This is a genomic window from Salinicola halophyticus (assembly GCF_003206695.1).
Lineage (GTDB): Bacteria > Pseudomonadota > Gammaproteobacteria > Pseudomonadales > Halomonadaceae > Salinicola > Salinicola halophyticus.
Map to the genome: position 1 here is coordinate 52,902 of NZ_PZJN01000008.1, position 12,583 is coordinate 65,484.

General features: G+C 62.8%; 10 protein-coding genes. 2 read left to right on the forward strand and 8 right to left on the reverse strand.

Translation table 11 applies throughout. The annotated features are described in order from the left end of the window. Positions 1-127 precede the first annotated feature (127 nt). Positions 128-643 (forward strand): ribosome biogenesis factor YjgA, encoded by a 516-nt coding sequence (gene yjgA / locus DOM58_RS13165; RefSeq protein ID WP_110693351.1) that lies wholly within the window; start codon positions 128-130, stop codon positions 641-643. A gap of 148 nt (positions 644-791) precedes the next feature. On the opposite strand, the gene tldD is transcribed toward yjgA, so the two are convergent. The 8 genes from tldD to DOM58_RS13205 all read right to left on the reverse strand — a co-directional run bounded on the left by tldD (position 792) and on the right by DOM58_RS13205 (position 11,893). Further along, positions 792-2,255: a metalloprotease TldD gene (tldD, locus tag DOM58_RS13170; protein WP_245392269.1), complete on the reverse strand. Its 1,464-nt coding sequence runs from the start codon at positions 2,253-2,255 to the stop codon at positions 792-794. Between the two features lie 257 nt (positions 2,256-2,512). Beyond that, on the reverse strand, positions 2,513-2,761 hold the full coding sequence (locus tag DOM58_RS13175) for a hypothetical protein (protein ID WP_110693220.1): 249 nt from the start codon (positions 2,759-2,761) through the stop codon (positions 2,513-2,515). A 284-nt stretch (positions 2,762-3,045) separates the two neighbouring features. After that, positions 3,046-7,086, reverse strand: coding sequence for a YhdP family phospholipid transporter (locus tag DOM58_RS13180; RefSeq protein WP_110693221.1), 4,041 nt, complete (start codon positions 7,084-7,086; stop codon positions 3,046-3,048). A gap of 4 nt (positions 7,087-7,090) precedes the next feature. Next, the gene (gene rng, locus DOM58_RS13185) at positions 7,091-8,566 is read right to left on the reverse strand and encodes a ribonuclease G (RefSeq protein ID WP_075563094.1); all 1,476 of its coding nucleotides are present in this window, start codon (positions 8,564-8,566) and stop codon (positions 7,091-7,093) included. 122 nt (positions 8,567-8,688) lie between these two features. Then, positions 8,689-9,276, reverse strand: coding sequence for a Maf family protein (locus DOM58_RS13190; protein WP_110693222.1), 588 nt, complete (start codon positions 9,274-9,276; stop codon positions 8,689-8,691). A 68-nt stretch (positions 9,277-9,344) separates the two neighbouring features. Then, positions 9,345-9,824 carry a rod shape-determining protein MreD gene (mreD, locus tag DOM58_RS13195; RefSeq protein ID WP_075563092.1) on the reverse strand — a complete coding sequence of 160 codons (480 nt, stop codon included), beginning with the start codon at positions 9,822-9,824 and terminating at the stop codon, positions 9,345-9,347. Between the two features lie 2 nt (positions 9,825-9,826). Beyond that, positions 9,827-10,798, reverse strand: a complete 972-nt coding sequence (mreC, locus tag DOM58_RS13200) for a rod shape-determining protein MreC (RefSeq protein ID WP_280951141.1) — start codon at positions 10,796-10,798, stop codon at positions 9,827-9,829. A 57-nt stretch (positions 10,799-10,855) separates the two neighbouring features. Continuing rightward, positions 10,856-11,893 carry a rod shape-determining protein gene (locus DOM58_RS13205; RefSeq protein ID WP_071232911.1) on the reverse strand — a complete coding sequence of 346 codons (1,038 nt, stop codon included), beginning with the start codon at positions 11,891-11,893 and terminating at the stop codon, positions 10,856-10,858. A gap of 382 nt (positions 11,894-12,275) precedes the next feature. Here DOM58_RS13205 and gatC point away from each other — a divergent pair, with 382 nt between their 5' ends. Continuing rightward, entirely contained in the window at positions 12,276-12,566 is a 291-nt protein-coding gene (gene gatC / locus DOM58_RS13210) for an Asp-tRNA(Asn)/Glu-tRNA(Gln) amidotransferase subunit GatC (protein ID WP_110693223.1), read from the forward strand. The last annotated feature ends 17 nt before the right edge of the window (positions 12,567-12,583 follow it).

The following is a 12,583-nucleotide window of genomic DNA, read 5'->3' on the forward strand; positions in this document are numbered from 1 at the left end:
GCTCAAGAAGACCTCGGCCAGCGACGCCATCAGCACGGATTCGCGCATCGAACGGACGCGAGACGTGGGCGAGCCGGATCACGCTGATATACTGCGGCCCTCATTCTTCGTCGCCAGGGTCAAGATCATGGGTAGAAAATCGGACAACGACACGCCTTTCGAGGATGACGCGCCGCCCAGCAGAAGCCAGCTCAAACGCGAGATGCAGGAGCTACAGGCGCTAGGCGAACGCATCATCGCGCTGGAGCCCGCCGTCCGAGCCCGGCTGCCGCTTTCCGACGACATGCGCGAGGCCGTCGAGGAGACCGGTCGCGTTCGCTCCCACGAAGGCCGGCGCCGCCACATGCAGTATGTGGGCAAGGTCATGCGCAAGGAGGATCGCGATGCGATCCGAGCGGCGTTCGAAGAGATCGACAATGAACACGTCCAGCGCAACGCTGCCTTCCACCGGCTCGAACAGCAGCGCGATCGGCTGATCGAAGACGACGAAGCGCTCGAACCGTTCATCGAAGCGCACCCCCAGGTCGATCGCCAGGCCCTGCGCCAGCTGATTCGCAACGCCCGTAGCGAAAAACAGCGTGGCAAGCCGCCCGCCAGTTCGCGCAAGCTGTTCCAGCTGATCCGCGATACCGCCGGCCTTTGATCTGTCCGTGACGCCTTCACTGTGCGGCGCGGCCGAGCAATGGCCAGGCTAGGCGAAAACCGACAAGGCAGCGGAGTTGATGGGTTATCGATGAGCATGCCGATGCCGGTTGTCGACGCCGCATGGCCGAAGCGCAGGCCCGCCGAGGTCAGGACGCCGTCCCCCCGACCGTGATCTCGTCGAGCTTCAGTGTCGGCTGGCCCACGCCGACCGGCACCCCCTGCCCCTCCTTGCCGCAGACCCCGATACCGGTGTCCAGCGCCATATCGTTGCCGATCATCGAAACGCGCGACATCGCCTCGGGACCATTGCCGATTAGCGTGGCACCCTTGACCGGCGCGGTGATCTTGCCGTCCTCGATCAGATACGCTTCGGATGCCGAGAACACGAACTTGCCCGAGGTGATGTCTACCTGACCGCCGCCGAAACTGACCGCATAAATCCCTTTCTTGACGCTCCTGACGATCTCTTCCGGATCGTCGTTCCCCGCCAGCATCAAGGTATTGGTCATGCGCGGCATGGTGACATGTGCGTAGGATTCGCGCCGCGCGTTGCCGGTAGGCTTCATGCCCATCAGGCGCGCATTGAGCTTGTCCTGCATGTAGCCGGTCAGAATGCCGTCTTCGATCAGCGGCGTGTACTGGCCCGGCGTTCCCTCGTCGTCGACGCTGAGCGAGCCGCGACAGTCACTGAGCGTGGCGTCATCGACGACGGTGACGCCCCTGGCGGCGACCTGCTCGCCCAGACGCCCGGCAAAGGACGAGCTGCCCTTGCGGTTGAAATCGCCCTCGAGCCCGTGACCTACCGCCTCGTGCAGGAGAATGCCGGGCCAGCCGTTGGCCAGTACCACCGGCATCTGCCCCGCGGGCGCGGCCACGGCATCGATATTCACCAGCGCCTGGCGCACGGCTTCTCTGGCGTAGGTGTCGGCAACGTTCTCATCGCGCAGCCGTTCCATCGAATAGCGGCCGCCGCCACCGGCACTGCCGCGCTCACGGCGCCCCTCCTTGGCCACGATCACGTTGACATTGAAACGCACCAGCGGGCGAATATCCGCCGCGAGCGTACCGTCGCTGGCACATACCAGCACGACTTCGTGCACGCCGGTCAACGAGGCGCTGACCTGGGTCACCGAAGGGTCGGCGGCCCGGGCCACGCGATCCGCCTGCTTGAGCATGGCGATCTTGTCCTCGGCACTCAGTCCACTCAGCGGATCGATACCCTGGTAACGCGACGTCGCCGTCGCGAGCTGAATCGGCATCGGCTTACGCCGGTCACCGCTGCGGGCAATACCCGAAGCCGTACGCCCGGTATCCAGCAATGCATCCTGGCTGATCTGGCTGGAATAGGCGAAGCCGGTTTTCTCGCCGGAGAGCGAACGCACCCCGACACCGCCGTCGATGCTGTAGCTGGCATCCTTGACCTCGCCATCTTCCAGCACCCACATCTCGTGCCAAGTGCGCTGAAAGAAGAGATCGGCATAGTCGATGCCGGCGCCCATGGCGTGGCCCAGGCCGACATCCAGCGATCCTACGTCGAGCCCGCCGGGGGCCAGCAACAGCGCCGTTGCCTGCTTGAGAGCGTCACCACTCATCGTTCCAGTAGAATTCATACCGTTCTGATTTCCTTTGCTTTTTAGTGCGACCACCCACCGTTTAAGGCCTTGCTGAACATCACTCAAGGCTTTCGGGGTATCACCGCACCAGACTGACGATAGATGGTGCTAGCGTATCCCAAACGCAAGGGGTACGGACAGAACGGGACCATTGAGAAATACGTTTTGCTCAAAATGCTGACACAAAAAACCCGCTGTAGAGCGGGCTGGAAAATCAGAACCGGAATAACGCTCCCAAAATGATCGGATCAATATTATTCCTTCATGTCCTCAACGATGGCTTTGATTTTGCTTTCGACCTCTGTTTCGTCATCCTCTTGCTTCAGAATATAGTGGAGACGAATCGTGGAATGTTCTTCAGTCTTGCCCGATTCCGCTGTCGATGACGATGTCGATATTCCACCGACATGCGCATGAACGCCCAACTCTTCCTGAATACGGCTAACGAGCTCTTCTGCATCGATTTTGGTGTCTTCGATCGTGAAACTGTGGGTATTCGCCATGGCGCGCTCACCTTTATCCGGTGTTGATAAATCTAGCTTTCACGGTCATTCCTTTCATTACCCAACATAGGGCAAGGGCCCGAATCTGTCATCTCTGTTCAGACATCGACTCTCTAACAACGAAAAAAATGAAATCGAATGACCGACGCTAAGTCGCTGCATTTCCATGGATATGCACTCAAAAACACGGCTCTCGATAGAAAGACGCCCCCAGAGCCGCTAGCCCGTCCGTTAGTCGTAAATCGGCACTCAGCAAAAAATCGCATGATGTCGAGTCATGGCGATCATCGGGCACTTTCCAGGTTGATGTTCGGCGAAGACCAGGGACCTTCGATGCGATAGTAGATCTGGGTGGCGCGATCCAGCCAGCGGCCGAACAGCTGGTCGAACACGAACAGGCCGATACCGACCTGAGGCGCGCCGACCATGATCGCGACCAGCGGTAGATTCTGGCTCACCGGGACGGTGATCCCGAGGCGCTGGTCCAGGGTCTGGCGATTGAGATCGACGCTGCCGGCAAGGGTGAACCGCGTCGCCGTGCCGTCGACCACGATCGGCCCTTCGGTCTGCAACCTTCCATTGTACAGGGTCGCGCTGCCGTCGAGCCGTTTGTAAGAGGTACCGCCATCGGTCACGTCGGAAAAATCCAGCTGCAGGCGACGCAGGATATTGTCCAGATTGAAAAGCCCCACCAGCTTGGCACCGGAAGAATGGATCTGTCGAAGCCGGCCGTTTTCCATTGTCGTCTGAACTCGACCGGTCGACAGCGGCAGTGCGAATTGCCAAGGCGCTCCCGGCCAGGAGAGTTGCAGATCGCCCTTGGCGCTTTCGCTGGTAATCGGCACCTGCTGATCCATCACGCGAAATGCGCTGCCGACATCGCCGCCACTGGCATGCAGCTGAGCCCGGCTCAGGCTGGCATCTCCGGCGGCTTGCCATTCCAGCGCACCCGACAGGTTCAGCTCACCCAACGACAGGGTCAGCGGGTCGACGGTGAGCTGCCGGTCATCGGCTCTCCAGGTCGCTTCGAACGGCCCGAAACGCTGGCCCTGGCGCTCGAACTCACCGATACGCACGTGTCCTGCCGGCACCTGGGCCAGCGCCTTGGGCAGCGCGATCGGATGCGGTGCGGTCTCGATCTCGTCCATCAGACTCGCGGTCTGGCTCTCGCCGCCATCGTCCTGCTTCGGGGTCAGCGCATCGAGGTTGAGACGCTGCAGGTCGATATCGACAGGCATCGCCGCCTTGGGCTGCCAGCTCGCCTTGCCGGCGGCGATCTCACCATCGAGAGAGAGTCGCCAGCCGCTCGCCAGCGGGGAGGCATCGGCCTGCAACCCACCCAGGCAGCGCCCTTCGACCAGGATGCACGGCGTCGACAGCGCCACGCGCTTGAGCCCGCCTCCGTCCTTTACCGGCTTCGCCTCGGGATCGCCGACGTCGTCTTCGAGAGTCGTTCCCACGTTGCTCTCCACGGTAGACGACGAATCGTCAGCCTCGAGCTCGCTCAGGGCTTTGACCCAGCGCTGCGTATCTACCCGATCCGGACGCCACAACACGTACCAGCCGGGTTCACTGGGCCAGGCGGCCTGTTCGCCCGGCCACCCGTCCAACCACACCTGACCCTGAGCCTGATCCTCGATCGTGCGCCAGCGCGCATGTCCCCATCTGCCCAACGTCACCTTACCGGTGCCGGCAGCGATGTCGGCGTCGATGGCTAGCGACTCCTTGTCATCGGAAGGCTTGCCGAACGGCGGCGGCAACGCGATACCCAGCCCCTGCAGATTGCTGCGCAGCGACAGAGTGGCGTTGTTCTCGGCATCGAGCGTCAGATCCGCCTGATACGGAAAGAAACCGCTCAGCAAACCGCCGACACGCGACATACCCGCCCAGTCGAGCAGCCCACGCCCCAACGCTCTCCCTTCGAAAGCGATGCCGCTGGCGCCGGACTGATAGCCACCGATATTGAAGTGGGCCGACACCGGCCCCTCGAAAGCACGCGCGCCCATATCTCCCGTGACGTAGTCCTCGCCGTTGTTGCGCCGGTAGCGCAAGTCGCCGTTGACGCCGCCGAGGGTCAACTGGAGTTCGGGGAACGTCAGCGACTCGGCGTCGACCTGGCCTTGGACATCGACCACCATGTCGGTTTCGATATCGCTGTCGTCGTCCATCGGCATTGCGATATGCAGCTTGGCGTCGACGTCGCCATCGCTCTCCCAGCGGCCGAACGTATCGCTCATCGACTCCAGCGGTGCCTGGGCGAGAAAGTCGAGTACGCCAGCGGTACTGCCGCTGACATCACCGTTGACCGTCAACTGCTTGTCGGCAAGCGTGACGGTGGCATCCCGCGTGGTCAGACCATGGCTGGTGGCATGGGTAATATCGGCGTCCAGGTCCATGTTGTTCATCTGTAGATGACCGTAGACCCGCTCCAGCGCCGGCCAGTCCGGGGCGTACTGCAGACGCCCGTCGGCCACATCCAGTGAAAGATGGAGGTAGTCGTCCGGGTTGACGAACATCTGACCCTCCGGCGCTTCCTTGTCGCTCAGCGTGACCGACAGTCCCAGCTTGCCCTGCTTGACGATGCCGCCGATGTCGCCGCTGAACCATTCGCGCAGCTTTTTATCGTCGATCACTCGGGTCGGCAGCCAGGAGAGCACCCGTGAATTTCGCGCGTCGGCATTGGCAATGGAGAGATCGAGGATGAAGGTACCCGGCTTGTCCTGGGCATCGTAGAGCGTCAGCCCGAATCGCCCTTCGGCGCTGGCGCCGCGCCAACCCGCTTTCAAATTCTCGCCGCTGATCACCGCGCCCTGTCGGGTCAGTTCGAAGTCGATCTCGCCACTGGCGTGGGAGAGAACCAGCGGATCGGCATAGACGGAAGGGATCGCAAACCGGGCGCCCTCGCCACCGACGAAAGAGACCGTTCCACCCTGTCCCTGATAGACGACCCATGCGTCGGCCGGCCCGCCACCGGGGATTTCGTTCCAGGCCGTCAGCGAGACGCCTTCCAGCGCGCTCTGGGCATACCACTCGCCGTCATCCTGTCCCACTTCCAGACCGGCGACGTGGCCTCGGGGATCGAGCTGAATCAGCGTCTGCGATAGTTCGAACGGCAGTGGCAGATAGCGCAGATAGTCGGTCATCCCGGCCAGATCGAAAGGCGCGCTTCGCAGCCACCAGCCGTTCTCCGTAGACTGCGCCTGCAATTGCTGCGGCCAGTCGATCGCCGCCAGCCCGGTGTGCGAGAGGCGTAAATTGTCCAGCCAGGCCTGCCACTGACCATCGCGGTTTCGGTCGAGGTGAGCATCGAATCCCAGCTGCGTCAGCGTCTCAGATATGGCGTTACGACTGTCAATCACCCGCAGACGAGGCACGTCCACGGACAGGCGAGCGTTGCGCGGGCCGCCGTCTCGCCACTCTCCCGCCAGCGAGACCTGCCCATCGATCTCGCCCAGCGCCTTGGGCAGGCCCGAACTCAACACTGCCAGCGACGGCGACAGCGCGGCCAGATCGAACTCGGCGGCAAGATGAGCATCGGGATGATGTCCGCCCGCCCCGGCAGCGGTTGGCGCGCCGTTGTCTGCACTGTCGCTTTCATTACTGCCGCTTTCATTACTGCCGCTTTCACTCGGGTCGGTTTCATCACCCCTTTCGATCGTCAGATGCAGTCGGCCCGCCTTCTCGTTGTCGGCGGCAAGAGTCGCCTGGATCGAGGCCTGACCGTTTCGACTGGCGAGCGTCAGCTGGGGCAGTGACACCGCCGCCTGGTTACGGTTGCCGTGCAGGACCAGCGTGACATTCTCGAGCTGCGCCTGCTGACGCAGCAGCGTTCGCAGCCAGCCATCGACATCAAGGGGGGATTGCGAGGAATCGGCATCGTCGCGCCCGCCGAACCAGCGACTGCCGGCACCGTCGGGCCAGCCCCAGCGGCCATCGGCGCCCTGGTAGAGGTGGAGCGTCAAGCCGTCGACCTCACCGCCGCGAACCACCGGGGCGCCCAGCCGCCAGCTGGAGAGCGTGTCGAGACGCCCGGCGGCATGATCGAGCTCGAGCAGCGCCTGGCCCTCGCGGCTATCGAGGCGGAAGTCGTCCAGCGTCAGGCGAGGATTACCACGATTCACCGCGAGGGCCAGATGGCCGAGCTCGGCCTGCGCTTCGAGCTGGTCTTCCAACGTCGAGGTCAGCCAGGGACTCAGCCGGTCGATCTGCCACGCGGCAAGCCGCACCCCAGTGGAGAGCACGGCGATGACGATGGCAACGAGGGCGACCAGCGTCAGCAGCCAGCGCACCGTCATACGTAAACGAGTGATCGGCGGACGACTCATCGGCTCACATCAGTACGATATCGTACTGTTCCTGGGAATAGTGGGCCTCGACCTGGAATCGAATGGTCTTGCCGATGAAGGACTCGAGGTCAGCCACGGCGGAAGACTCTTCGTCGAGCAGGCGGTCGACCACCGACTGCGACGCCAGCACCATGTAGGTCTCCGGCGAATAGGCCCGCTCTTCGCGGAGAATTTCGCGGAAGATTTCATAGCAGATCGTCTCCGGCGTCTTCAGCGAGCCGCGCCCCAGGCAGGTGGGACAGGCCTCACACAGCGTCTGCTCCAGACTCTCGCGCGTGCGTTTGCGGGTCAGCTGCACCAGGCCCAGTTCGGTGACGCCGGTCAGCTTGTTCTTGGCGTGATCCCGCTCCAGCGACTTCTCGAGCACCCGCAGCACCTGGCGCTGATGCTCGAGCTCCTCCATGTCGATGAAATCGATGATGATGATGCCGCCCAGATTGCGCAGCCGCAGCTGTCGGGCGATAGCCGTGGCGGCCTCGAGGTTGGTCTTGAAGATCGTCTCTTCGAGATTGCGATGCCCGACGTAGCCACCGGTATTGACGTCGATGGTGGTCATCGCCTCGGTCTGATCGATGACCAGGTAGCCCCCGGACTTGAGCTGAACCTTGCGACCCAGCGCCTTCTGGATCTCGTCTTCGACGCTGTAGAGATCGAAGATCGGACGCTCCCCGGGATAATACTCGATGCGCGATTCCATGGTCGGCATGAACTCCCGGGCGAACTCCTTGAGCTTGAAGTAGTTCTCGCGGGAGTCGATGCGCACCTTCTCGATCTGATCGCGCATCACGTCGCGCAGGGTGCGGATGAACAGCGGCAGGTCGTCGTAGATCGGCGTGGTTATCGGGGCGGTGATTCGCCGCTCGGAGACTTTCTGCCACAGCCGCTGCAGAAAGACCATGTCGGCGAAGAGCTCTTCCCGGCCGACGCCCTCCGCGGCGGTACGAATGATGAATCCTCCCCGCTCTTCGCCCGGCAACTCGGCCTGACCGCTTTCGACCAGCGACTTGAGTCGCTCGCGTTCTCCGTCATCCTCGATCCGCTGGGAAACGCCGACGTGAGGGGAATCCGGCATGTAGACCAGATAGCGGGACGGGATCGAGAGATGCGTGGTCAGCCGCGCGCCCTTTGACCCGATCGGATCCTTGGTCACCTGGACCACCAATGGCTGCCCGGCGTGCAACAGATGGCTGATCGACGCCGGCTCATCGCGCATCGAATCATGCGAGGCGTCGGGCGGCAGGACTTCGTTGACGTGTATGAACGCGGCCCGCTCGAGCCCGATATCGATGAACGCGGCCTGCATACCCGGAAGCACCCGCACCACCTTGCCCTTGTAGATATTGCCGACGATGCCGCGGCGTCGGCTACGCTCGATGAAGGCCTCCTGCAGCACGCCGTTTTCCACCACGGCGACCCGTGTCTCCATCGGCGTCAGATTGATCAGTACCTCACCGCTCATGCAGGCATCCTTGTGGCGAGTGGTTCGAGCGCATCGGCGACACCCCTGACGGGCGAACGGAGCAGCGAGGAGTATGGCACAGCCCCCGCTTCACTCATAAAAAGTGCTTCTTGAACGCCGTTTCACAACGCGCCATCCCACACTGCCACACCTTGCGCGCGCAGCAGCGACGTTGTTTCGTAAAGTGGCAGCCCGACAACGGCGGAGTAGCTACCTTCCAGGCGTTCGACGAATATCGCCGCACGACCCTGGACCGCATAACCGCCGGCCTTGTCTGCCGGCTCTCCGGTCGCCCAATAGGCGGCCATCTCCGCGTCATCGATCCGACGCATGAACACCTGCGTGGCGACCCGGCATTCGCGCACACCGTGGGCACCGATGACTGCCACCGCCGACAGCACGAGATGGCTTCGGCCGGACAGCGCCGTCAGCATCTCGCGGGCATGCGCTTCATCACGTGGCTTGCCGAAAATAGCGCCATCGCAGACGACCACGGTATCCGCCCCCAGCGTGGGCAGGGCGCTTTCCCGGTGCCCCGCTTCGGCCTTCTCGCGGGCCAGGCGGGAAACGAAATGCTCGGGCGACTCCCCTTCCAGACAGGACTCATCGATATCCGCGGGGGCGATCTCGACCGCCACCCCGATCGACGCCAGCAGTTCAAGTCGCCGTGGCGAAGCCGATGCCAGCCGCAGTGTCGGCGCAGCTTCCATGGATCGTCTCCTGATCAGTCACAAGGCACCAGCGCCATACGCCGGCGAGTTTCCTGAAGCGGGCGCCCCTAGCCGATACCGAGACGACGCCTGACCACCTGCATCATGGTGTAGAGCCACGGCCACAATAGCGAGCCGATCAGCGCCGGCAGCAGAAATTCGAGGCTCAGGGAGATAGGGCCGTAAATCGTGCGCAACCACTGCTCGATCAGTTGCGCAATGCCCAGCAGGATGAAGACCAGTACCGCCTGCTGCCAGATCGAGTAGACCCGGAAGCGCTGGTACAACAGCAGGAAGAGATACGCGAGCAGCGACAGCACCAGGGCATTCTGTCCCAGCGGCGCGCCCTCGATCAGATCGAGCATCAACCCCAGCACAAAGCCATGGAGAACGCCCACGCGCTGCGGGGTCACCACGCACCAGTAGGCCAGCAGCACGCCCAGCCAGTCCGGCCGCCAGACCAGCCAGGCATCCGGCAGGGGCATCACCTGCAGACAAAGCGCCAGCAGTAGCGTGAACCAGACAAAGAGATAACCGAACGGGCCCATGCCTACTCCTGTTCCTCGGACTGCAGGGTCAGCGCCGCGGTCAGCGCGTCTTCACTGATACGGTTGATAGCCGGATGCCCGGGATCGCCGGGCCATACCACCTGACGCGCCATCCGCTCCGGACCGCTCAGGTTTTCATCGGGTTTTTCGGGAGGGAACAGCAGCAGGAAGTAACGCGAACGTTCCGGCTGGGCAATCGGCTCGGCCGCTACTTCCATGAACGCCTGACTCGACTCGCGCTTGACGCTCTTGACCCGCGCCACCGGGTAGCCCTGCGGGAAGCGCCCGCCCAGCCCGGAAGTCACCAGCAGATCGCCTTCGCGAATATCTGCCGTGGCCGGCACGCTGGGGATATTGAGGGTGTCCAGCTGGCCCGTGCCCTGGGCGATGAAACGCAGACCATTGCGATTGATCTCGACCGGTACGGCGTGGTTCGCGTCCGCCACCATCAGCACCCGACTGGTGTAAGCCGAAACCGAGACCACCTGCCCGATCAGGCCCGAGGCGTCCATTACCGGCTGGCCAATGTAGACGCTGTCGCGCCGGCCGCGGTTGATCACCATCTGCTGCGTGAACGGATCGGAATCCAGCGACAGCAGCTGAGCGGTGATATAGGGCACATCGGCGGGATTGGGCGCGTTGAGCAGTTCGCGCAGATGGATGTTCTCGGCGGTCAGGCTCGCCATTCGCTGGACGCGATTGGAAAGCGTCAGCAGTTGCTCGCGCAGCCGACCGTTCTCGTCGATCAGCGTCTGCTGGTCGGAGATCGCCATGGCGCTCCAGCGCACCCCTTCGCTGGGCAGCGCCACCAGCCACTGGATCGGCGCCACCACCGAGGTCATATGGGAGCGCGCCGTCTCCACCGCACTGAAGCGGTGTTCGGCAAACATGAGCGCGAACGCCAGCACCGCACACAACAGCATGCGGTACGTGGGTATCGGACCGTAGGAAAACAGCGGTTTGATAGGCCTCACCCCCACCTACCGAGGACGAAGGAAGCCGCGTGGCGACCTCATCCGTCGCGGCGGGCCTCAATCGCTGGAGAGCAGCTCGAAAGTATGCTGGTCGATCATCTCGAGCGCCTTGCCGCCGCCACGTGCCACGCAGGTCAGCGGATCTTCGGCGATGATGACCGGCAGGCCCGTTTCCTCGGCGATCAGCTTGTCGATATCGCGCAGCAGCGCGCCGCCGCCGGTCAACACCAAACCGCGCTCGGCGATGTCGGAGGCAAGTTCCGGCGGAGACTGCTCGAGTGCACTCTTCACGGCCGTGACAATGGACGCCAGCGGCTCCTGCAGCGCATCGAGAATCTCGTGGGAGTTGAGCGTGAAACTGCGCGGAATCCCTTCGGCCAGGTTGCGCCCGCGCACGTCGATCTCGCGCAGCTCGCCACCCGGGTAGGCGCAGCCCACCTCCTCCTTGATCCGCTCCGCCGTGGCTTCGCCGATCAGGCTGCCGTAGTGGCGACGCACGTAGGAAGTGATGGCCTCGTCGAAGCGATCCCCACCCACACGAACGGATTCGGAGTAGACGACACCGTTGAGCGAGATGATCGCGATTTCGGTGGTACCGCCACCGATGTCGACGACCATCGACCCCTGAGCCTCTTCGACCGGCAGACCGGCGCCGATCGCGGCTGCCATCGGCTCCTCGATCAAATAGACGTCGCGAGCGCCAGCACCTTCGGCGGACTCCTTGATCGCACGGCGTTCGACCTGCGTCGACATGCAGGGAACGCAGACCAGCACGCGCGGACTCGGCGTCAGGAAAGTGCTCTGATGAACCTTGCGAATGAAATGCTGCAGCATCTGCTCGGTAACGGTGAAATCAGCAATCACGCCATCCTTCATCGGACGGATGGCGGTAATGTTACCGGGCGTGCGCCCCAGCATTCTTTTGGCGTCGAGGCCGACGGCCGCAACGCTGCGCATGTTGCCGGATTGACGAATCGCCACAACGGAGGGTTCGTCCAGGACGATACCGCGACCGCGGACGTAAATCAGCGTGTTGGCGGTCCCCAGATCGATCGAAAGATCGCTCGAGAACAGCCCCCGTAAACGTTTAAACATGGAAACTTTTACCTAGTGCAGACCGGAACCCTGTGCGGACGCAAACGGTATCACCGTGGGGGGTAAGCAGCAAGCGCGAGCCTGCCAGATGGGGCGTTAATATGATAATGTCTCCTCCATTTGCTGCCTGGCGAATTTGCTCTGGTCAGATTTGTCGTAACGGCGTTCGAGCGGCTTGCCGTCATCGACTGGTCGTAACGCACCATTTGCAACGACTGGTTTGCAACCGATGGGTTGTCACGAACGGGTTGCCGCGAACGGATCGCCACGGCCTCGGCACGACACCACTTTCTTTCCGCGACGAACGTGACTGAAACGGATGCTCGAACGTAGCGTCCTCGGCCTCAAGACACGTTGTCCCCCATGAGAGGACATTCAACATATGGCAATCGAACACGCAGACGTGCTGCGCGCGGCCCATCTGGCCCGCCTGGGCCTCAACAACGAGGCCGAGGCGGCTGGCTATGTCGGTGACCTGACCCGGATCCTGGAGATGGTCGACCGCCTCCAGGCCGTGGACACCGACGGCGTGGTACCGCTGTCACACCCCCTGGACGCCACCCAGCGTCTGCGCCCGGATGAAGTCACCGAAACCAACCAGCGCGATACTTTTCAGGCCTGCGCACCGGAAACGGCCGGAGGCCTCTACTTAGTACCACGCGTCGTCGAATAAGTTCGACGCTATCGACA

Coding starts and splice junctions, on each gene's coding strand:
- yjgA (WP_110693351.1), top strand. CDS start 128: ATGGGTAGAAAATCGGACAACGACACGCCTTTCGAGGATGACGCGCCG.
- tldD (WP_245392269.1), bottom strand. CDS start 2,255: ATGAATTCTACTGGAACGATGAGTGGTGACGCTCTCAAGCAGGCAACG.
- DOM58_RS13175 (WP_110693220.1), bottom strand. CDS start 2,761: ATGGCGAATACCCACAGTTTCACGATCGAAGACACCAAAATCGATGCA.
- DOM58_RS13180 (WP_110693221.1), bottom strand. CDS start 7,086: ATGAGTCGTCCGCCGATCACTCGTTTACGTATGACGGTGCGCTGGCTG.
- rng (WP_075563094.1), bottom strand. CDS start 8,566: ATGAGCGGTGAGGTACTGATCAATCTGACGCCGATGGAGACACGGGTC.
- DOM58_RS13190 (WP_110693222.1), bottom strand. CDS start 9,276: ATGGAAGCTGCGCCGACACTGCGGCTGGCATCGGCTTCGCCACGGCGA.
- mreD (WP_075563092.1), bottom strand. CDS start 9,824: ATGGGCCCGTTCGGTTATCTCTTTGTCTGGTTCACGCTACTGCTGGCG.
- DOM58_RS13205 (WP_071232911.1), bottom strand. CDS start 11,893: ATGTTTAAACGTTTACGGGGGCTGTTCTCGAGCGATCTTTCGATCGAT.
- gatC (WP_110693223.1), top strand. CDS start 12,276: ATGGCAATCGAACACGCAGACGTGCTGCGCGCGGCCCATCTGGCCCGC.